Raw genomic sequence first — 22765 nt, forward strand, 5'->3', positions numbered from 1 at the left:
CAGAAATCTTGCTGAACGGAGCGGCCTGAAGACCACAGGCTTCAGGACCGAGAGAAGGCACCGCGGAGCGGCAAGATTTCCAGCCTGTCGCGGTGGCTGCTGAAACATAGCCAGCGAGCGGTAGCGCGTGTTGAAAAAGCGAGGGGAAATCCAAAAGGGGAAAAGCACTTTCCCCTTTTGGGCGGTTTCGGCGCAGCGCGATAAGTGATAACCGAGATTGAGAAACCGAAATATTCCCGGTCTGTTTTGATAGCCCAATGCAATTGAGAAACCGAAATTTTCTTAGTCTGCTTTTAAAGTCCTAATGCAATTTAAGCGAGGGGATTATTAAGGCCCCCCTTAATCAAACTGGTTTCTGCTGAACCGCCACCGCTTTCAGCATCTCCACCGGTAACGGCAGATACGCCCGGATCCGTAATCCCCCGCGGTCACTCTTGCCGATATCCAGCGTCCCGGAATGGGCATCAACGATACGCTGAATAATCGCCAGACCGAGGCCGGTTCCGCTGGTGGTTCGGGCGCTTTCACCGCGCACAAATGGCTGGAAGAGATGTTTGAGCTGATCCGGCGCAATGCCCGGGCCATCATCTTCAACCTGGAACCATGCACGCTGGAGTTCACGACCGCTGCTGACTTTAATCCAGCCATCGCCGTAACGGGCGGCGTTGACCACCATATTCACAACAGCACGCTTGATGGAAAGCGGATGCGCATTCACCAGTAATTCGCCGTCGGCCAGATCTGAATCTATTTCGCGTTCGTAGCCGCTTTCTGTCGCAATCACTTCGCCCAAAATACCGTTAAGATCGGTGATCTCTGTCGGCATTTCCTGGCCAGTGCGCAGATAGTCGATGAACTGCTCGATAATGGCGTTGCACTCTTCGATGTCTTTGTTGATCGACTCGGCAAGATAACCGTCACCGTCGCTCATCATTTCAGTCGCCAGACGAATGCGTGTCAGCGGAGTGCGTAAATCGTGACTCACACCTGCCATCAGCAAGGTACGGTCATCGGCCAGCAGTTTGACACCGGCTGCCATCTGGTTAAATGCACGCGTCACTGACCGCACCTCCGACGCACCGTATTCACGTAATGGCGGCGGAATAATACCTTTCCCGACCTGTAATGCCGCGTGCTCCAGTTCGACCAGGGGTCGGTTCTGAATACGGATAAACAGCCACGCGCCACCAATCGCCAGCAACATAATCGCTAACGTATAACGGAACAACGGAGAGAAATCGCCCTGATGGATTTCAGTAAGCGGAACGCGTACCCAGATATCAGGCGACAACCAGGTTTTCAGCCACACAACCGGGGTATTTTTATTCACCTCGACGCGGACATCGGTAGGCCCACCAAGCTGCTGCGCCATCTGCTGACTGAGGAATTCGTAATGCTGCGCCCAGCGCAGACCACTCTCCTCGGCTGCAGAGTTGGTATAAAGAGAAATGCCCAGTTCGCGGTAAATTTCGCGACGAAACGCCGGTGGAACAGCCAGTAACGTGCCATCTTCCAGCTGCAGCCGGTCGGTCATCAGCATACGCACTTCGTATGCCAGAACCTTATTAAACTGCTGCAGGCTGGGAAGAATGGCGAAGTTAAGCACCACCAGATAGGTCGTCACCAGGCTGACGAACAGCAAGGTGACGATTAATAACAGTGTTCGGGCAAACGAGCTACGCGGTGAAAAGCGTATTCGCTTCATGCCTTACTGCCGTCCGGCACAAATACGTAGCCCAGACCCCATACGGTCTGAATGTAACGCGGATGCGCCGGATCTTCTTCTACCATGCGACGCAGACGGGAAATCTGCACATCGATAGAACGTTCCATCGCACTGTATTCACGACCACGTGCAAGATTCATCAGCTTGTCACGGGACAGCGGCTCACGCGGATGACTCACCAGTGCTTTCAGCACGGCAAACTCACCGCTGGTCAGCGGCATAGGCTCGTCTTCACGGAACATTTCGCGGGTACCGAGGTTCAGTTTGAACTTGCCAAATGAAATGACCGCTTCCTCCTGAGAAGGCGCACCTGGCAATTCGTTAGCCTGACGACGCAACACAGCGCGGATACGGGCCAGCAGTTCACGCGGGTTAAACGGTTTTGGAATATAGTCGTCGGCACCAATTTCCAGGCCTACGATTCGGTCAACTTCTTCGCCTTTAGCGGTGACCATGATGATCGGCATCGGGTTACTTTGACTGCGCAGACGACGGCAGATAGACAAGCCATCTTCGCCCGGCAGCATCAGATCGAGAACCATCAGATGGAATGACTCACGAGTCAGCAGGCGATCCATTTGTTCGGCATTGGCAACGCTACGCACCTGGAAGCCCTGTTCAGTCAGATAACGTTCCAAGAGTGCGCGAAGGCGCATGTCATCATCGACCACCAGAATCTTGTGATTTTCTTGCATTTAAATCTCCCAAAGGCGTGAATGCCTGAAGCTTGTATTGTCAGAAAAGTCAGCTAAAACAGACAGCGTTTAATGGTATATATTCTAGCCGAAATTGTAACAATGATTATGGATTTCCTAATTTATCAACAATATCAGAGGAATCTTCTGCAAGCGAAGGTTGGTTTGTTACGGTTTGTCCCGCTCTCCGAAATCTGTTCGCCCGTTTCATTGGTCGTTATCTGAACATTCCTGCTGCAAGTATCAGAAAAATGATCATCTCAATGTGCGAGCGGGAAGAAATTTCTGGTGATTATACTTATTCGTTTACTTAATAATAAAACGATAAGAATAATATTTTCTTTGGAAAATAGAACATTTACACGCCAAAGGATCATTTGAGTGAATTATATAAATGATAATGATCATTGGTAGTAATGTGTAGAGCTAAAAACTCAGTATCATTCAAACAGGCTGGATACCATCTACTATTCAAGGTATAAAACACTTGGTAGAATCCGGCATCTAAAGGTGATGAATTCAATTTATTGAATCAGATAACATTATCTTTAGCTTAACCTCCAATTTTTATTTCTGAATGGACGCAAAAAATGAAAACCAAGTTCAAGCTCTTAGCGGGCGGGATATTTTTGGCTATGGCTGCAAATAGCTATGCGATCGATGGTGCTATTAATTTCACAGGTGCAATTGTTGAAGAATCCTGTGAGATTAATGGTGGTGAAGAACTCAATATACCGTTAGGGACTTATTCAGCAGCACAATTCCAGGAAATTGGTGACCTCTCGCCAAAAATCCCTTTCACCCTGCCACTTGATAACTGCCCTGTCGTTTCAGAGACCAACCCTACCCCTCACTTCCGGATATGGCTGGAGTCAGATACCGTTGCTGACACCACTGATCTGATTGCGCTTGGCAATGATTATGGTGACGCAATGGCGGATGGCGTAGGCATCAGAATTGAAGATGCGGCAACAAATAACATCATGAAAATTAACGCGCTGCCTGACATCATCTACCCAATTCCGGGTAAGGTCATGAATGTGAATCTTCTCGCATACTATGAATCGTTCAAGTTGCCTGGCGATATCACTGCCGGTGCGGCCGACGCCCGTGTGAAAGTTACTCTCGATTACAGATAAGCACCTTTAATCTTGCCCTGCAAAAGGTCAACTTTGCAGGGCATTTTATTAAGGGCTCATTCAATTACCGCATGAATATATTGCTACTGTAAGGATTCAAATTCGCATGGGTAGAAAAAATACATATATATTATTTTTAATTATAATTTCATTATTCACGTCACAAATAACCTATGCTGGCGGAATTGTTGTGGGGCGCACCCGCGTTATTTATGACGCAGATAAAAGGGAAGCTACGCTTTCCGTTAAGAATAATGCTGAAAGCAACCCTTTCCTCATACAGTCCTGGGTTGATGCGGGGGGAGAAAAAACACGCGGTCCTTTTATCATCACTCCACCGCTATTTCGCCTGAATGCTCAACAGGAAAGTAACCTGCGTATTTCCTATAGCGGCGGCGTCCTCCCGACAGACAGAGAGTCCGTTTTCTATATCAATGTTAAAGCGATTCCTTCAACGCCTAAAAATACAAAAAACGAACTTAAACTGGTCGTCAATACGCGGATAAAGCTCTTCTACCGGCCAGCAAAACTGCCCGGAAAATCGTTTGAAGCACCGAAGGCGCTCACTTTCGCCAGAAACAACGGTCATCTCTTTATTAAAAATCCGAGCCCCTATCACGTGGTTTTCAGCTCACTCAGCATTGGCTCTACTTTCTTAAAAGATGTGGCAATGATTGCGCCTTTGAGCCAGATGGACGTTGTACTTCCACCGGGTACCTCTGGAGGCAGTGTGAAATGGGATGCGATTAATGACTATGGCGGAACAACAGCACGCTATGAACAGCCTTTATAACCAGACAAATAAAGCCACACCATAACCCGCAGCCATCGGCAACTCAGAAGTACGAGAAAACTATGCTCACGGATGAAAAATTTTTACACACGAGCTTGACTGAGGACGTTAAAAAGAACTCAGCGCCGCTCGTGCTTAAACTGGGTAGCCTGCTGGCCAGTACGGCTATTGGATTACTCGCCGCTCAGGCAGCGCATGCAGAAGATGTCTATTTCGACCCTCTGTTTATCGAGCGTAAAGCCGGTGACGTTGGGGATGTCGACCTTTCTTTGTTCCAGAGTAATGATCAGGCGCAACTGCCTGGTGACTATGACACAGCGCTGTATGTGAATAAAAAATTAAAATTACGGCATTCGATCAGATACTTATCCCGATCAGATGGCACACTCGAACCGCAGATTACGCCCAATATCTTGCGGGCACTGGGCGTCAATGTTGATGCTTTTCCGGCATTAAAAAGTCTTCAGCCAGATGCGCCACTGGGTTCGCTTGCACAATATATCCCTGCCGCAGACGTCAAATTTGATTTCTACCTCATGCAGCTTAATTTCAGCATTCCGCAAGCAGCGATCCTTCAGAAAGCAGAAGACTATATTGACCCGGCAAAATGGGATGACGGCGCCCCTTCTCTTTTCTCCAATTATTCCTATTCAGGCGGCCAGCGGAGTTATCGAAATGGCAACGATGATTCCAGCCAGTACCTGAATCTGCAAAATGGCTTAAACGTAGGCCCCTGGCGCGTTCGCAATTACACCACTTACAGCGACAGTGGAGATGAGAAAAAATGGGACACGATCTCGACCTACGTGGAGCGGGACATAAAATCCATCAAATCAAAGTTGCTGCTTGGTGAAAACTCAACCTCCGGGGAAATTCTCAGCAGTGTTCCGTTCTCCGGTGTTCAGCTTTTTTCTGACGATAATATGCTACCTAACAGCCAGCGCGGTTTCGCCCCTACCATACGGGGGGTTGCAAACTCCAATGCTGAAGTCACTATCCGGCAAAATGATCACATTATTTATCAGTCCTTTGTCCCTCCGGGCGCCTTTGAGATTAACGATCTTTATCCCTCATCCTACAGCGGAAATCTTGAGATAACGGTGAAAGAAGCTGACGGAACTGAACGCCGGTTTAATCAGCCTTTTTCGGCTATTCCGGTTATGCAACGCCCTGGTCGGTTGAAATACAGCGCAACAGCAGGTGTTTACCGCGCGACAGATAACAATGAGAAAGAGCCAACCTTTGCTCAGGGTACGGCTATCTATGGTATTTCAAACACCATTACGTCTTACGGGGGCTCAGTGGTATCTGAAGATTACCTCTCAGGACTCATCGGTGTGGGTTATAACCTCCAGTGGCTGGGCGGCATTTCAGCTGATGTTACACATGCCCGTTCCACTCTGGATAATAATCAGACCACCTCAGGCCAGTCGTACCGCGTTCAGTATTCGAAAAATATTGAAATGACCGACACGGATTTCAGTCTGGCGAGCTATAGGTACTCAAGTGCTGGGTATTACGATTTTGATGAATCCACACAATATCTTGATGGCGACAATGCTCTGGAACTTGACTACCACAAACGCAGTAAAATCCAGTTCAATATCAATCAGACATTATGGGAAGGGGCGAGCCTGTATCTGTCAGGATATGAACAGGACTACTGGAACAATGGCGGCAAGGAGAAGAACCTCTCCGTCGGCTTAAACAACAGTCTCTTCGGTGTCAGCTATAACCTGAGCTATTCCTACAGCCAGCTGCAAGGTGAAGATAACGATCAACAGATATCCCTGAACCTCCGTATTCCGCTAAGCCGTTGGTTGCCACAAAGTTGGGGTACATACAATGTCTCCCATGAGAAAGGCGAAGGAACGCGCCATCAGGTTGGGTTAAGCGGAACCGCACTTGACGATCGCCGTCTCAGCTATTCAGTTCAGCAAAGTTATACCGATCAGAACAATGAGAGCGGGAGCAACCTTTACTCAACCTACCGCTCCTCCTTTGGCAATCTCAACGCAGGTTACAACTACAGCAGAGATTCTCAGCAACTCAGTTACGGCATTGCAGGCGGTATCGTGGCGCATTCACGGGGAGCCACGCTGTCTCAACCGCTCGGTGATTCCTTTGCATTGATAGATACCAATGGCGCCAGCGGAGCACGTCTGCAAAATTTGCCGGGTGTCAGAACTGACTGGCGTGGTTTTGCTGTCGTCCCGTATCTGACTGCGTATAACGAAAACCGTATCGCCATGGACACCACCACCCTGCCTGACGACGTAGATATAGAAAATACCTCAGCCATTGTGATCCCAAATTCCGGCGCTATGGTAACGGCACATTTTGATGCCCGTGTGGGAGCCCGAGTTCTGGTGACACTGGTTCGACCAAACGGTGCCACAGTGCCTTTTGGTGCCATGGCGGCAACTGAAAAACAAAGCAATATCGTGGATGAAGGCGGTGTCGTTTACCTGTCGGGTATCCCTTTAGAAAAACAGGTTTTACTTCATGTGAAATGGGGAAATGAAGTCTCTCAGCAATGTCAGGCTCAATTCAACATCTCTGCCTCAATCTCTCAGGTGAATTCGCTGACGGCTCCGTGTATTTAAGGATAATTCATGCACACAACAAAACAGGTTTTGCGCAACCTGACATCGTTCATAAAGCTTACCCTGCTGGGGATGGCCATCAATAGTTTTTCATCCGTTGCACAAGCGGGATCAGCGATGTGCTCGCCGGAGGATGGCGCAGGCGCGAGTTATGAAAATTTTCTTCAGGAAGATATTCCCGCGTCGGATAACGAGAGAGGGAAAAAGTATGATCTCACTATGGGCGGAGGGGGGCAGAATTACACCATCAGTTGCAATTGTACCGACAGTGATGCCAACAGCAGCGGCGGGGTTTTACTGATGTATACCGTAAAAACCGCCTTGCCTAAGGGAACTGAGCCGGGATATTACAAAATTAACGACCACATTGATGTTAAGGCAATGCTCGATCTGCCTCCGGCAACAGGGGTTGCTGTACCGACGGTCAGAACACTCGGTGATGCCACTCACCATACAGATGCAAATAATAATGGCGTTTGCACCCAGCAAAGTACCCGTGCCAGCCTCAACATTGGCTCTCAAGGCTCATTAACTTTTTATATCAGCACGCCTTTTATCGGTGAACTGGATATTCCAAGAACAGAGATCGCCCAGATATATTTGTCCTCAGGCACGGCCATAGTGACCGCCCCTCCGCTTGGTTCCCCTGTGGCCCGCGTATATATCAGCGGAAAACTGACCGTACCTCAAAGCTGTGAAATCAATAAGGGTGAAACGATCACGGTCAATTTCGGTGCTATCGCCGCCAGTAAATTTATCACCCTAAATCAGCCACCTAAGGGCCATATTCCCACAACATTTAACATTACGTATGACTGCACAGCAAATGGATTGCCTCAGATCCCGACCGGCACACAGCTTGCTATGCTGTTGAAAGGTGACGATCTGGCAGATCAATACACGCTGATAGCGAGACGCCGACCTTCTGACAATAGACCCGATATTGGAATTCGCGTTGAAAATGCCGGCGGTACAGCGATACCTTTTGAATCTGGGAACTTACTCATGAATCAAAATGGTATGGGGAATATATCAATGACGGCTTATCCAATTAATCTGATTGGGGGCAGTCTGGATACCGGTGAATTCAGTGGCATGGCGACCTTGAAAATAGATATCCGATAAGCCCGCCACGTTGTTCAGTTCACAATCTCAATACTTACTAACCGGCTGTCCGCGCGGCCATGATCATCTACGCGCGGATACGGTATTGCCCGTTATTGATAGGCTGCCAGTCAATGGCGGTTTTACTGGCGGAGCTTCCCAGGTAGATATCATCGACGAACCAGTAGACCGTTTTACTGTCCGCATCGGTCACCGCATTAAATGAAATCCGGTCACGCCCCTGCTGAGACTGACGCAGCGTATAGGTGGTGTTTTTCAGTGGTGACGTGATGCGCGGCGGATTACCACTCACGTCCACGCCCTCATCTTTGCAATGATTAACTGGTGGTTTGCGTTTCGGTAATCCGGCCTGCGCAAAGACATTGGCCAGATCCGATGGCCAGAACTCAAACACTTCCGTACGGGTTTCGTCTTCCTCATAAGGCGGGCAGGCGACTTTACCGGTCAGTTTATCGAGACGTACAGGACGGTAAACCGTATCGACCTTGATCGGCGACTTACCGGGAATAAACCAGGTTTTACCTTTTTGCTGGCACCATGGAGTCGGTAAATTCCCGCTGGCGAGGCAGATATCCACCCGTTTCAGCCCTTTAGGGAAGGGTCTTTTGGGCTCCTGTAATGCAGGATAGCTGGCGGTAATGCTGTCGATAATATTGAAGAACAGCGGTGCGGCTGCATCGGCACCGACAAAAACGTTATTGCCTTTACTGTCGAAATTGCCTTCCCAGACCACTAATATATAAGGGCCGAAAATCCCGACACTCCACGCATCGCGAAAGCCCCACGAGGTACCGGTTTTCCAGTAAACCGGCAGCGAAGACGGAGCCTGAGCCAGCGTATCCCCCGGACGGCGATGCTGACGCAGCATATCCAGCGTCATGAAACTGGCTTCTTCACTGAGCAAACGTACGGGCGTTGTCTGTTGCGCATCAGTTTTCTGCATCCGCAGTGGTTGCAACACACCGCGGTTTGCCAGTAACGCATACAGTTTTGCCAGCTCCTGCATCGTCACTTCTCCGCCGCCCAGCACCAGCGACAGACCGTAATGGTTTTCACTGGCCATATCCGCCACGCCGGAAAGCCTCAGGAACTGATAAAACGTCGGCTGGCGCAGCTGCGATGCGACATACACGGCGGGAATATTACGGCTGAAGTTCAGGGCATCGGTTGCGGTCACCGGACCGAGAAAACGCCGGTCGAAATTTTCCGGCGCATAAGCACCAAATGCAGAGGGCACGTCTTTGAGAATAGTCATCGGATGCAGCACGCCCTGCTCCATTCCCAGTGCGTAAATAAACGGTTTGAGCGCCGAGCCCGGCGAACGTTTCGCGTTGGTGCCGTTTACCTGTCCCTGAATATCGCGGTTGAAGTAATCGGCAGATCCCACCAGCGATCGCACCCCCATGTCACGGGTATCGACCAGCAAAACGGCGGCGTTGTGAATACCGCGACTTTCGTTACGGGTGATAAATGCATTGACCTGCCGCTCAATCAGCCGCTGCAAGCCGGCGTCAATCGTGGTGTCCGTCCGGGTATCTGTACCGGCAAGCTGCTGATTCTGCTGACGAAGCTGTTCAATAAAATGCGGTGCAATATAGGGCATCTGCTCCGGCTGACGCAGCGCCAGCGGCAATCTGAACAAAGAGATCTGGCTGCTGTCAGTTTCATAATGTGCCTGCCAGCGCTGGAAAAGCCGGTTACGCGCCTGCGTCAGCGCCGCGCCCAAGACACCAGTCTTAGGGTCAATACGATAACTCGGTGATTGTGGCAAAACCGCCAGCGTCAGCGCTTCGGGTAAAGTCAGCTTTTTCGGTGCTTTGTTGAAATAGATCAGACTGGCTGCGCCGATACTCTCAATGTTACGGCCATAAGGCGCGGCGTTCAGATAGGCTTCGAGAATGTCGTGTTTGGAGTAACTCAGTTCAAGTTGTACCGCACGCAGAACCTGCATTATTTTGCCCGCCGGCGTGCGGGTATTCAGATGCCAGTGCATACGCGCCAGTTGCATGGTGATGGTCGAACCACCCTGCATTTTGCCGCCAGCTACATAACTGCGCCAGAATCCGCGCATCAGGCTGAACGGATTGAAGCCGGGATTGTAGTAAAAACTGCGATCTTCATGCAGCAGAAGCCCTTTCACCGCCAGCGGAGAAACCTGTTCCAGCGGCGTCCACAACCGGTAACGGTCATCGTTAGCCAGCGTGATGCGCATCAGGATGCCCTGCCGGTCGTAATAGGTGGAGGAAAACGGTTGTCCCTGAGAAAGTGGCGGATGGGGCCAGAGCCGGCATGCCAGTACGATCAGCGCCAGTAAAAAAACGGCCATTGCGATATTTTGCAGCAGCCGTTTAGTGGATTTAGAAAACGCGGAAAAGGAGATCATCTTGCTACTCAGAACAGGTTACGCCCCGCCGTTAACGACGGGGGCGACTGCGTTTTGTTATTTTTTAGCAACAGCGGCTTCGTCAGCCGGCACGACCACCAGTTTTTTGTCACTGACGGCAAGCGCCTGAACGTCGCGGTCATACATCGCTTCACCGTAAGCTGGCGGGATCACGAAACTGCCGGTGTTGGTGGCTTTAATCTGATACACAAACTCCTGCACATCGGTAGTGGCGCTGCCGTAGATCACCACTCGGTCTTCACGAATATCGCTGTAATCCGGCGCCCATGTTGAACCCGATGCCGCCAGCGGTGACTGCCACGATGCCGACGCTTCTGCATCACTGTTTTCATCACTGCTGTCAGATTCCGGTTCCGGTGGCGTTTGCTGAACCACTTCAAAACCGCCCGGCAACAAATCGACAATCGCCAGATTGTCCTGTCCTTCCTGCGAGTTAGCGCGGACTTTCAGATGCACATTGATCTTCTGCCCCAGCGTCACCTGCATTACCGCATTGCCTTTTTCATCCGTGTAATCACGGGTGATTTCCAGACCACGTGAAATGGCTTTCTTGGGCGCGGACAGGTCATAACCGGCCTGTGTCACCACGTACCAGGCGGGCGCATCGTTGCCGTTTTCAATACGAAGCGCCTGTGCATCGGCGGTGAAATTCGCTTTAGCAAACAGCCCCTGAACCTGTGAAATCAGCTGCGGTTGCACATTTTTTGTTTTGCTTAGCTGCGTAATTTTCAGCGTATCCGGTGCCGTTGCCTGCGCCGCCACCTGTGCGGAATAACTCTCCAGCGCCAGAATGCTCATCGCAGAGGAATACGTCGTATAACGTTCCTCTTTCAGCGCTTTGACCATATTCTCCAGCACCTGCGGCGGAATAGCGGAGACTTTTTCCGGGAAGTGACGGGTGATCAGATACAGCCGCGTCGCGTCCTGCACCAGCGGGTCAAAGTAACTTTGCGTCCACCAGGCTTTGTCATACGCCTTGCTCAGTTGCTTCCAGGTTGGCTGCAACAGCGTATTCGCTTCATCATCCATTTTCAGCAGACGATAAGACGACGCCAGATACATCGCACTCAGATCAGTTTTCCAGGTGTCCGGATAACGCTGCTGCAAGGTGTCTTGTACCGAGGCCAGCGAACTGGTGGTGATTTCACCCTGACGCGTCAGCAGATACACCGCCCATGCGCGCAGACGAAGCGTATATAAATCATCATTCTGATTCGCTGCCAGTTCGCGCAGTGCCGAATTGGCCTCTTCCAGCATACCGGCTGGCAATGCAACGCCCGCGGCTTTGGCTTCCAGCAGATATTGCACCACGTAAGGCGTGACGAACGGATCGGTTTGCGGCGACGAACGCCACAGGCCAATCGCACCGCTGTCATTCTGACGTGAACGCAGTACCGCCAGCATATCTTTCAGCTGCTTGCTGCTTTCTGCCTGACTCTTTATGCCTTTCATCTCAGGATGAAGGGTGCCGAGGATCAGCGGCACCGAGCGGCTGACAATCTGTTCAGAACAGTAATAAGGATAATCAGCCAGATACTGTGAAAGCCCGCGTGTCAGCACCAGCGGTGAGTTAGACACTGCTGCTGTGCGCACCGCGTAGGCGTCAAACATCTGACGCAGATTATCGACGTTCTGACTGCTGCCGCTCATGCGTCCCATCACTGACTGCGTGCGGAACGGCATTGCCGGACGCACTGAGGTACTGATGGTCCGGCGGCTGACCTTATCGCCATACGTTGCGTCAAACACCAGCGGCGCATCGCCCGGCAAGGCTTTGGCGCGCAGACGGAAGTTAATCACACCTTCACGTTTTTCGGCCAGCGACAGGCTCTGTTCAGCTTTACCCACCACTTCCAGCTGTGGCGGCACGGTCAGGTGAATCGCAACCGGAATGCTTTTGCCGTTCAGCCCTTCAAGGTTATTGCTGACTCCCACGCTGACGTCAAACTCATCACCTGGTGCCACCATTGACGGCACGTTCGGCGTCATGATGAAGTTGTCGCGCACCGTCGCAGACGTCTGCGCTTTGCCGATTTTGTCCGTAGTCACGGAAATCGCCATCACGCGGATTTTACCGTTGAAGTAATCCGGTACCTGATAATCGAACTGCTTCTTGCCGTTGACTTCGGTAATCCCTGACCAGTAAGCCACAGGCTTATCACGCTTGCGTTTGAACGGATTGACGTTCAGATCCAGCCCTTCACCCGCGTCACCGCCCGGGGCAGCCGCAAGCTGCATCAGTTTGCTGAACTCCGGCAGAATAAGATCCAGGATTTGCGAGCTTTCCACGCCCAGCTCACGTTTGCGGAAGAAGTATTCCAGCGGATCTTTCAGGCGATAACGCGCCACCTGCAAAATCCCCTCATCGACAGCAAACAGCGCCACCTGTTGCGGGCCGTCAGTTGTCACCGTCATGGCCAGATTTTCGCCCGGTTTAATCACTTCAGGCGCTTCGATTTCAAGAGTATTCTGGCGCGCTTTAGTGCTGATTTTGAACGGCATCACACCGTAGCTCAGCGGGCTCATAAAGATTTCATCGGAATTCACATCACGTACAAACTGCACGTTGATGTATCCGTTCCCTTCCATACCCGCAGGCACGCGGATTTTCTGCACAGAACTGGTGGTGTCAGTATGGAACCACTGCCAGCTGTAGACTTTGTCTTTCTCGATGGTGATCAGCCCGCTGCCGGTGTAAGGCGCGTTAATCGCCACTTCGATTTCATCACCCGGCTGGTATTCCGCCTGATTGAGTTTCAGTTTCAGCTCGGCATTTCTGTCCAGCGAACGGCTCAGGTTGGCGTTACCGGCCACGGTGTAGCCAATACGGTTCAGCACGTTGCCTTTGGCATCTTCCACCACCAGCACGAAATCACCCGGTTTATCCGTCGCCAGCGTCAGGTCATTGCCCTGCGCCGTCAGCGTCAGAGGCTGTTCCGACAGCTGTACTTCTTTCATTTTCGACTGATATTTGTAAACGCCGGAATCCTGTTTGGTCAGCACAGAGATATATTTCTGCTCGACGAGCGCGACTTTCAGATCCGGTAACGCCATCTTATTCAGCGAAGGATCGACCGCAATCACGTTCAGGTGACGGACCGCGTTATGGTTGATGTACCCCAAATCACCGTCAGCTTTTACCCCAATCAGATAGTCATAAGGTGACACCAGCACCCGCGCCGTTGCGGCCACCGAACGCCCGCCACCGGCCACGAACGCCTCGGAAAGCAGTTGCAGCTGATAGGTCGCGTCAGCGTAAGATTTCAGATCCAGCGGAATAGTCGCCGCACCTTTTTCATCGGTTGTGCGGTCTTCCAGTTCCGTTTCGAAACCGTCGCTGTTCTGGCGGTTCTCGTAGAATGCGTAATCCGGGAACTGATCGAAGCTCGGATACATCGGGCGCAGCGTCAGTTTCGAGGTCACACGGCGGTCCTGCGCTGGCGTCCCAAACAGGTTCTGCACGTCGATATTGGCCTGCAGTTCTGACGGTTTCACCCAGCCTTGTTTACGCTCCGGCGTCAGTTGCAGTTTCACCTTCAGCTGATCCGGCTCGAATTCTTTGACGTTGACCGAGGTATGCCCCAGTAACGTGGAAGACTCGTTGTCTTTACCGATCAGATACAAATAGACGTTCCATTCACCGGTCGGAGAATTATCGTCAGTGGTATAACTCAGCTCATTGAAACCGCTGGCACCCAGCGTCAGCGGGATGGTGCTCATCAGCTTGTCACGCGGGTCGTGAATTTCCGCACGTACCGGCACACCGGCCAGACCGTTACTCCAGTCGGCGGCGCGGGTGATCAGACCGATATTGAAGGTATCGCCCGGACGATAAACGCCGCGATCGGAAAACAGATAACTGCTCAGCGTGCGCGGGTCATTCGGGGTAATTTCGCCGTCGACATCAAAACGGGAGAAATCGAGGCCGCGGTCATTATTTCTGTCAGCAGGCAGGAAAGACACATCGCCTTCTTTTTCGACCAGGAACATCACCGGCTGGCGCTCACTGGTATAGACGTCCAGCGCAGGGAAACGCACGTGGCCGTCGGCACCGGTGATTTGGGTCAGCAACGTCACACCGTTTTTGGCGATGACAGAGACTTTCGCATTCGCTACCGGCGTGCCGCTGTGAATCGACTGCACAAATACGTCACGGGTTTTATCCTGCGAACGCTTGGCAATAATCCCCAGATCGGTGACCACCACAAAGCGCGAATCCCCAACCGGCGCTTCATCCCCGCTCTGATCTTCGTCCTGATAGATATTGCCGTCATCATCCGCTTCGGGTTTCACTTCTTTCTTCTTCGGATCCCATTCCGACAGCGTCAGCAGGAAAACGCCGCGATGTGATGTCGGATCGGTGGAGAGATAACGCGAGAGGTCGACGCCCTGATAATTCACTTCACCCGGCTTATCGTTGTTTACCGCGGTCTGATATTTAAAGTGCTCGGTAAAATACTCGTCATTGAGTCGGTTAAATTCAGCCGAAGAATACTGGCGACTTTTGAACGACACGATATGTTGCAGCTGGCCTGGGATCACCCGTTTGATATCCAGTCTCATGCCCGGCACGTTGCGTGCTGCGACGCTGATTTGCTTGTCACCGTTGACCGACAGCAGTGAGCCTTGCGACATAAATTGCAGGGATTTTGGATAATCAGGCACCGCGACGATGCGGTACACTTTTTCCGGCATCTTGTAGCCACCGGAAGAAGTCAGAATGTTGTCGATTTCCACCAGCAGGGCGCGGTGCGCTGGCGCATCAAAGCGGAAACTAAACTGTGGCTGATAATCACTTTCTGCATCATTCAGCTGAATGTTCAGCGCCGTAGACTGCGCGAGGACGTTATTTTCCACGCTGTCGACTTCCCAGCTGGCGTAATCATCCGGGCCTTTGGCTTCATCCTGATCGTTGGGATTGTGCTGTGGCAGTAACCAGACTTTGACCGCCTGGCGGATATCTTTGTCTTTGACCGCATCGCTGAAGCCGACGATCAGCGCACGCTGACCTTTCGCGCCGTCGGCATCCACCACCTGCGCGCTGGCTTCGTTAACCACCAGGCTGTAAAGCGTCGGCACAGACACCACGCCATTTCTGGCCTGTGTGGTCGGTGCAGAAGTGACGGACGCTTTCACGCCTTCGCCAATGGTCACCCGCACGGAACCGCCGTGATCGAGCGATTTCAGCGGTTCGGAATGTACCCAGGCGTTGAGTTTCTTCTGGTCGTAGACCACGGAATAATTGAGTTTCGACTCAGTTTTGGCTTTGCCTTCGGTCAGGCCAAGCGAAATCTGTTTTTCAAAACTGGTGACATCCACCGGCGCGTTGAACTTAACGTTAAAAATCGCGCTGCGTTTTTGCGGGTCTTGCGGATCCTGATAGTACTCGGCTTGCCCCAGCTGATAACCGAACGCCGGAGCGGTGAATTCATAACGGGTTTTCGCCAGCTTGATTTGCGGCGCGAGCAGGACGTCAGGCGAGAAATTCACTTCATATTGGGTGCCCATCGGCAGCGGATTTTTCGGGGTGAAGACTAAGGTGTAGCCGCTCACCCATTTCCACTCACCTTCGGCGGCCGGTTTCAGGGCTATCCCTTTTTCGACTACTTTGCCCACGTCGGTAATTGGCGCGACGGAGTTACGGAAATTGAAAATCACCTGCTGCGGTGCAGGTTTTTGCGCCGCGTAATTGATGGCTTCGGGGCCGCTGATGCGCACGCTGGTATCCTGATAAACCATCGGCGCCGGTTCGATCGGCTGCGGCCGGTTGAGCCACCAGTGCCAGCCATAAACGCCCGCACCCGCGGCGCACAGCAAAACCAGAATCGCCAGACTGATGGCTTTGGGGTACTTATCTACTCCGCCTTCAAGACGCGCAAAACCACGCTTAAGCCAGCCGGACATTGCCGTCCACCAGACAGGCGCACGCCAGTCGATATTGCCGACAATCGGTTTAAAAATGCGGCCCAGCAGACCCAATACAAAGGCCAGCACGCGCAGGATGCCTTTTATCAATGTAAAAGGCAGACGAAGTAAGAATTTTAATAAATCCATTTGTACCTGTACCCCAATCCCTGTAGACGGTTAAACGCAAGAGATATTTTTATTTAATTCATTATATTACGTGAAATATCTGAAGGTAAAAAACGTAAGAAGCAGCACAGAAGGATAATAGCTCTCTGGCTAAAAAGCCATCATATAAAGCGTAGCAGTGAGTCAGACTTTTCGGTCAATTTGTGCGCTGTCAGGAAAGCGATTGTGTGAAACAATGGCGGCAGATTTCTGTGCAGGAAAACAGTGAGAAAGTGACAGGTAATATGAAAACGAAACTGATTACCCGTGAAGGCTACGACAAGCTCAAAACTGAGCTGGATTTCCTGTGGCGTGAAGAGCGCCCGGAAGTGACCAAAAAAGTGACCTGGGCCGCGAGCCTGGGCGATCGCAGCGAGAATGCCGATTATCAGTACAACAAGAAACGGCTGCGCGAAATCGACCGCCGTATCCGCTATCTGACCAAATGTCTGGAGCAGCTGCGCATCGTCGATTATTCGCCGCAGCAGGACGGCAAAGTGTTCTTCGGCGCCTGGGTGGAAGTCGAAAACGACGACGGCGACATCAAGCGTTTTCGCATTGTCGGCTATGACGAAATTTTTGGCCGTAAAGACTACATTTCTATCGATTCTCCGATGGCACGCGCCCTGCTGAAAAAAGAAGTCGGCGACAGTCTGGTGGTGACCACGCCAGCCGGCGACGCGACCTGGTACGTCAATGAGATTGACTACAGGAAATGATCAGCTAACTCTCAAAACGCGCAGGCGGTCGGCCTGATGACTGGCATTTTTGGTCTTCAAACCGTATAACTGTGCCCTGCTTTTTTAACGAATAAAACTGATACCAGACCTATGAATGATCAACTGAGCCGCATTATCGCAAGTGAATTGCAGGTTCGCCCGGAGCAGGTTGCTTCCGTGGTGCGTCTGCTGGATGAAGGTAATACCGTGCCGTTTATTGCGCGGTATCGTAAGGAAGTCACCGGTGGGTTGGATGATACCCAACTGCGTCAGTTGGACACCCGTCTGGGTTATTTGCGTGAGCTGGAAGACCGCCGTCAGACTATCCTCAAGTCCATCGAAGAACAGGGCAAACTGAGCGACGATTTAGCGAAATCTATTAAAACCACGCTGAGCAAAACCGAGCTGGAAGATCTGTATCTGCCGTTCAAACCGAAGCGCCGCACGCGCGGGCAAATCGCTATCGAAGCGGGGCTGGAACCGCTGGCAGAGTTGTTGTGGAACGATCCGCAAAACGAACCTGAAACCGCCGCCGCGAAGTTTATTGATGCGGATAAAGGCGTCGCCGACACCAAAGCAGCGCTGGATGGGGCACGCTACATTCTGATGGAGCGTTTCGCTGAAGACGCGTCGCTGCTGGCGAAAGTCCGTGATTACCTGTGGAAAAACGCCCATCTGACTTCCCGCATGGTCGAGGGTAAAGAGCAGGAAGGCGCGAAATTCCGCGACTACTTCGATCACCATGAACCGATTTCTCAGGTGCCTTCTCACCGTGCGCTGGCGATGTTCCGTGGCCGCAACGAAGGTATCCTGCAGCTGGCGCTGAATGCCGATCCGCAGCATGACGAGCCGCCGAAAGAAAGTTATGCCGAACAAATTATCATCGACCATCTGGGTCTGCGCCTGAACAACGCGCCAGCCGACGTCTGGCGCCGTGCCGTGGTCAACTGGACATGGCGCATCAAAGTGCTGCTGCACCTTGAAACCGAGCTGATGGGCACCGTGCGCGAACGCGCTGAAGATGAAGCGATTAACGTTTTCGCCCGCAACATGCATGATTTACTGATGGCTGCGCCAGCGGGTATGCGCGCAACCATGGGTCTGGATCCGGGTTTACGTACCGGTGTTAAAGTCGCCGTTGTGGATAACACCGGCAAACTGGTGGATATCGATACCGTTTATCCCCACACCGGCCAGGCTGCAAAAGCCGCACAACAGGTTGCCGCGCTGTGCATCAAACATAATGTCGAACTGGTCGCTATCGGTAACGGTACCGCTTCCCGCGAAACCGAGCGTTTCTTCCTCGAGCTGCAAAAACAGTTCCCGGCGGTCAAAGCGCAGAAAGTGATCGTCAGTGAAGCCGGTGCGTCGGTGTATTCCGCTTCAGAACTGGCGGCGCTGGAATTCCCGGATCTTGATGTTTCGATTCGTGGTGCCGTTTCCATTGCGCGTCGTCTGCAAGATCCGCTGGCAGAACTGGTGAAAATCGACCCGAAATCCATCGGAGTCGGCCAGTATCAGCATGACGTCAGCCAGTCTCAGCTGGCGAAAAAACTCGATACCGTCGTCGAAGACTGCGTGAACGCCGTGGGTGTGGATCTGAATACCGCGTCCGTTCCGCTGCTGACCCGCGTGGCCGGTCTGACCCGCATGATGGCGCAGAATATCGTTAACTGGCGGGACGAAAACGGTCAGTTCCGTAACCGCGAACAGCTGCTGAAAGTCAGCCGTCTGGGGCCAAAAGCCTTCGAGCAATGCGCGGGCTTCCTGCGTATCAATCACGGCGACAACCCGCTTGATGCCTCAACGGTTCACCCGGAAACCTATCCGGTGGTCGAACGCATTCTGGCGGCGACGCAACTGGCGCTGAAAGAACTGATGGGCGATTCGAATGTGCTGCGCGGCCTGAAAGCCAGTGAATTCACTGACGAACAGTTTGGCGTACCGACTGTTACTGACATCATCAAGGAGCTGGAAAAGCCGGGGCACGATCCACGTCCTGAGTTTAAAACCGCGACTTTTGCTGACGGCGTGGAAACCATGAACGACCTGATGCCGGGCATGATCCTTGAAGGTTCTGTCACCAACGTCACCAACTTCGGGGCATTCGTGGATATCGGCGTACATCAGGATGGTCTGGTTCACATCTCATCACTGGCGAATAAATTCGTTGAAGATCCGCATACCGTGGTGAAAGCCGGCGATATCGTCAAAGTCAAAGTGATGGAAGTCGATCTGCAACGTAAACGTATCGCGCTGACTATGCGTCTGGATGAGCAACCGGGCGAAACACCGGCACGCCGTTCTTCCGCGCCAGCGTCAGATTCGCGTGACAATCAGAAACGCCATACGCCAAACAAACCTGCGGGCCGCAATGCCGCACCGGCGGGCAATAATGCGATGGCCGATGCTCTGGCTGCCGCTCTCGGCAAAAAACGTTAAATTCTCGCTTTTCCTGCAAAACGGAAGCCGCTGATATTCAGCGGCTTTTTTTATGTGTCTTTTTTCGACACTTTTTAAAGTCTCTCCTATTGAATCAATCACTGAGGTAAATCAATAAATCCTCACTGTTGCAGGCTTAGGATAGCGACGCGGTGGAGATTCCCGTGAAGAGGCCCCCCTCTTTTATTTTGTCTCCACACGCGTACTAATTATGATAACTATTCTCGTTTGTACTTCTTTGCGTATTCAATACGCCGTCGGCCTCAGGCTGGCAATTTCGCACCAGGGACAATTTCTGAGCAATATTTCACGAGCAGTGAAATCACCGGGCACGGAAGCGCGGCGTCACCTTTGTGACGCTGCCCCCAAAATGCCTGAACGCTTCGCGAGGAACTATGCAACTTCAATCAAAATGTGCTTATAAAATCACCGGCTTTTCTCATGAAATCAGCCCGGCCTATCGCCAGAAACTGCTGTCTCTCGGCATGCTTCCGGGATCATTCTTCAACATCATCCGCGTGGCACCGATGGGCGATCCGGTGCAGATAGAAACCCGCCGCACCAGTCTGGTCGTGCGCAAAAAAGACCTCGACCTGCTCAAGCTTGAGCTTCTGGCCTGATCTTTCTGATGGATTTCTGAAAGTTGGTTTCTGAAAGATTGTTTAGCGCGGCTCTGTTGAGTCTTCCGCGTTTTTTCCTTTCTCACACGTAGATCTGAACGTATGAAAGCACTGACTATTGGCCTGATTGGTAATCCCAACTCAGGTAAAACGACCCTCTTCAACCAGTTAACAGGTTCGCGACAACGCGTTGGTAACTGGGCTGGCGTCACCGTCGAACGTAAAGAAGGCCAGTTCGCTACCGCAGATCACCAGATTACGCTGGTCGATTTGCCCGGCACCTATTCACTGACCACCATCTCCGAGCAAACCTCGCTCGATGAGCAAATTGCCTGTCATTACATTCTGAGCGGCGACGCAGATCTGATGATTAACGTCGTGGATGCCTCAAACCTTGAGCGCAACTTATACCTGACACTGCAACTGCTTGAGCTCGGCGTGCCCTGCATTGTCGCGCTGAACATGCTCGACATCGCCAAAATTCAGAACATCAATATTGATATCCCGGCGCTGTCTGCACGCCTGGGCTGCCCTGTTGTTGCCCTGATTTCTACCCGTGCCAGCGGGATCAAAGAACTGAAAGCGGCCATCGATGAATTGCCACAAGTGGCCGCGCTGGAACGTGTGAAATACCATCCGGTGCTGCAACAGGAAGTGGAAGTGCTGGCCTCTGAAATGCCGCAAGATATGACGCTGCAACAGCGTCGCTGGCTGGCGCTGCAAATCCTCGAAGGGGATATTTACAGCCAGACGCACGCAGGTAACGCGCAGGCTTTACTGCCGCAGGTGAAAGCCCGTCTGGTAGAGCAAAAGCTGGAAGATCCGGCGCTGCTGATTGCGGATGCGCGCTATCAGAGCATTGCGTCACTTTGCGCGGACGTCAGTAACTCGCACCTCACCGCGCCCAACAAGCTGACGCAGGTGCTGGACCGCGTGATCCTCAACCGTTTCCTCGGCGTGCCGATCTTCCTGCTGGTGATGTATCTGATGTTCGTGCTGGCGATTAACATCGGCGGCGCGCTGCAACCGATTTTCGATATCGGCTCGGCAGCAATTTTCATTCAGGGTATGCAATGGGTAGGCTTCACCCTGCACTTCCCGCAGTGGCTGACCATTTTCCTGGCACAGGGCGTGGGCGGCGGTATCAATACGGTTCTGCCGCTGGTGCCGCAAATCGGCATGATGTATCTGTTCCTTTCCTTCCTTGAAGATTCCGGTTATATGGCCCGCGCCGCGTTCGTGATGGACAGGCTGATGCAATCACTGGGGCTGCCGGGTAAATCATTTGTGCCGCTGATTGTTGGCTTTGGCTGTAACGTGCCGTCCATTATGGGTGCCCGTACGCTGGATGCCCCGCGTGAACGCCTGATCACCGTGATGATGGCGCCGTTTATGTCCTGCGGCGCACGTCTGGCAATTTTCGCGGTGTTTTCTGCGGCATTCTTCGGGCAAAGCGGTGCATCCATCGTGTTCTCGTTGTATCTGCTCGGTATTGTGGTCGCTATCCTGACCGGCCTGCTGCTGAAATACACGATTATGCGCGGTGAAGCCTCACCGTTTGTGATGGAACTGCCGGTGTATCACGTTCCGCACCTGAAAAGTCTGCTGCTGCAAACCTGGCAGCGTCTGAAAGGGTTCGTGCTGCGCGCCGGTAAAGTGATCGTGATTGCGAGTATTTTTATCGGCGCACTGAACAGCTTCTCGTTCAGCGGTCAGGCGGTGGATAACATCAATGATTCTGCACTGGCCTCGGTCAGTAAAGTACTGACACCGGTGCTGGCGCCGATGGGCGTACATTCTGACAACTGGCAGGCGACCGTGGGTCTGGTCACCGGCGCGATGGCGAAAGAAGTGGTGGTCGGTACGCTGAACACGCTGTACACCGCCGAACATATCCACAATGAGGAGTTCGACGCTGCCAGCTTCAACCTGTTCGATGAACTGGGCGGCGCAGTGCAGGAAACCTGGCAGGGGCTGAAAGACACCTTCAGCATCAGCGTACTGTCGAACCCGATCGAAGCCAGCAAAGGTGACGGCGAAATGGGCGTCAGCTCCATGGGCGTCATGAGCACCAAATTCGGTACCGCCATTTCGGCTTACAGTTACCTGATTTTCGTGCTGCTTTACGTGCCTTGCGTCTCGGTGATGGGGGCGATTGCCCGTGAAACCAGCCGCAGCTGGATGACGTTCTCCATTTTCTGGGGGCTGAACGTCGCCTACTCGCTGGCGACCCTGTTCTATCAGGTGGCCACTTTCAGCAACCATCCGGCCTACAGTGCGGGCGTCATCTTCATCGTGTTACTGTTCAACGCTATCGTCCTCACCTGCCTGCGCAAGGCACGCAGTCGGGTCAGCCTCCATTTGCAGCCGCGTAATATCGCGGCCTGTTGCGAACCGGCTACCGGCAGCGACTGCCACTAGGAG

12 protein-coding genes are annotated in these 22765 nt (G+C 52.3%); 8 read left to right on the forward strand and 4 right to left on the reverse strand.

The window, feature by feature from the left end:
- Positions 1–343: 343 nt before the first annotated feature.
- Together envZ and ompR are read right to left on the reverse strand one after the other, a co-directional pair.
- Complete coding sequence (envZ, locus tag UC15_RS11940; RefSeq protein WP_112288648.1) at positions 344–1705, reverse strand: two-component system sensor histidine kinase EnvZ; 1362 nt, start codon at positions 1703–1705, stop codon at positions 344–346.
- Positions 1702–2421, reverse strand: a complete 720-nt coding sequence (ompR, locus tag UC15_RS11945; RefSeq protein WP_009635740.1) for a two-component system response regulator OmpR — start codon at positions 2419–2421, stop codon at positions 1702–1704. The genes envZ and ompR overlap by 4 nt, the downstream gene beginning before the upstream one ends.
- Before the next feature lie 590 nt (positions 2422–3011).
- Here ompR and UC15_RS11950 point away from each other — a divergent pair.
- The 4 genes from UC15_RS11950 (at position 3012) to UC15_RS11965 (ending at position 8084) form a co-directional block, all read left to right on the forward strand.
- Positions 3012–3560 (forward strand): fimbrial protein, encoded by a 549-nt coding sequence (locus UC15_RS11950; RefSeq protein ID WP_112288649.1) that lies wholly within the window; start codon positions 3012–3014, stop codon positions 3558–3560.
- A gap of 106 nt (positions 3561–3666) precedes the next feature.
- Positions 3667–4353 carry a molecular chaperone gene (locus tag UC15_RS11955; RefSeq protein ID WP_112288650.1) on the forward strand — a complete coding sequence of 229 codons (687 nt, stop codon included), beginning with the start codon at positions 3667–3669 and terminating at the stop codon, positions 4351–4353.
- A 62-nt stretch (positions 4354–4415) separates the two neighbouring features.
- The gene (locus tag UC15_RS11960) at positions 4416–6959 is read left to right on the forward strand and encodes a fimbria/pilus outer membrane usher protein (RefSeq protein WP_112288651.1); all 2544 of its coding nucleotides are present in this window, start codon (positions 4416–4418) and stop codon (positions 6957–6959) included.
- 9 nt (positions 6960–6968) lie between these two features.
- A complete protein-coding gene (locus UC15_RS11965) occupies positions 6969–8084 on the forward strand; it encodes a fimbrial protein (protein WP_112288652.1) in 1116 nt (371 codons plus the stop codon).
- A gap of 67 nt (positions 8085–8151) precedes the next feature.
- Here UC15_RS11965 and pbpC read toward each other — a convergent pair whose 3' ends face one another.
- Both pbpC and UC15_RS11975 read right to left on the reverse strand, forming a co-directional pair.
- Positions 8152–10467: a penicillin-binding protein 1C gene (gene pbpC / locus UC15_RS11970; RefSeq protein ID WP_232829861.1), complete on the reverse strand. Its 2316-nt coding sequence runs from the start codon at positions 10465–10467 to the stop codon at positions 8152–8154.
- A gap of 57 nt (positions 10468–10524) precedes the next feature.
- Complete coding sequence (locus UC15_RS11975; protein ID WP_112288653.1) at positions 10525–16542, reverse strand: MG2 domain-containing protein; 6018 nt, start codon at positions 16540–16542, stop codon at positions 10525–10527.
- A gap of 263 nt (positions 16543–16805) precedes the next feature.
- Between UC15_RS11975 and greB the strand changes: the two genes are divergently transcribed.
- From greB to feoB, 4 genes are all read left to right on the forward strand, one after another.
- Positions 16806–17279 (forward strand): transcription elongation factor GreB, encoded by a 474-nt coding sequence (gene greB, locus UC15_RS11980; RefSeq protein ID WP_112288676.1) that lies wholly within the window; start codon positions 16806–16808, stop codon positions 17277–17279.
- 111 nt (positions 17280–17390) lie between these two features.
- Positions 17391–19721 carry a Tex family protein gene (locus tag UC15_RS11985; RefSeq protein ID WP_112288654.1) on the forward strand — a complete coding sequence of 777 codons (2331 nt, stop codon included), beginning with the start codon at positions 17391–17393 and terminating at the stop codon, positions 19719–19721.
- A gap of 395 nt (positions 19722–20116) precedes the next feature.
- The gene (gene feoA / locus UC15_RS11990) at positions 20117–20341 is read left to right on the forward strand and encodes a ferrous iron transporter A (protein ID WP_112288655.1); all 225 of its coding nucleotides are present in this window, start codon (positions 20117–20119) and stop codon (positions 20339–20341) included.
- Between the two features lie 102 nt (positions 20342–20443).
- Entirely contained in the window at positions 20444–22762 is a 2319-nt protein-coding gene (gene feoB / locus UC15_RS11995; RefSeq protein ID WP_112288656.1) for a Fe(2+) transporter permease subunit FeoB, read from the forward strand.
- The last annotated feature ends 3 nt before the right edge of the window (positions 22763–22765 follow it).

Origin of the sequence: Rahnella sp. AN3-3W3 (assembly GCF_003263545.1) — a bacterium.
GTDB lineage: Bacteria > Pseudomonadota > Gammaproteobacteria > Enterobacterales > Enterobacteriaceae > Rahnella > Rahnella variigena.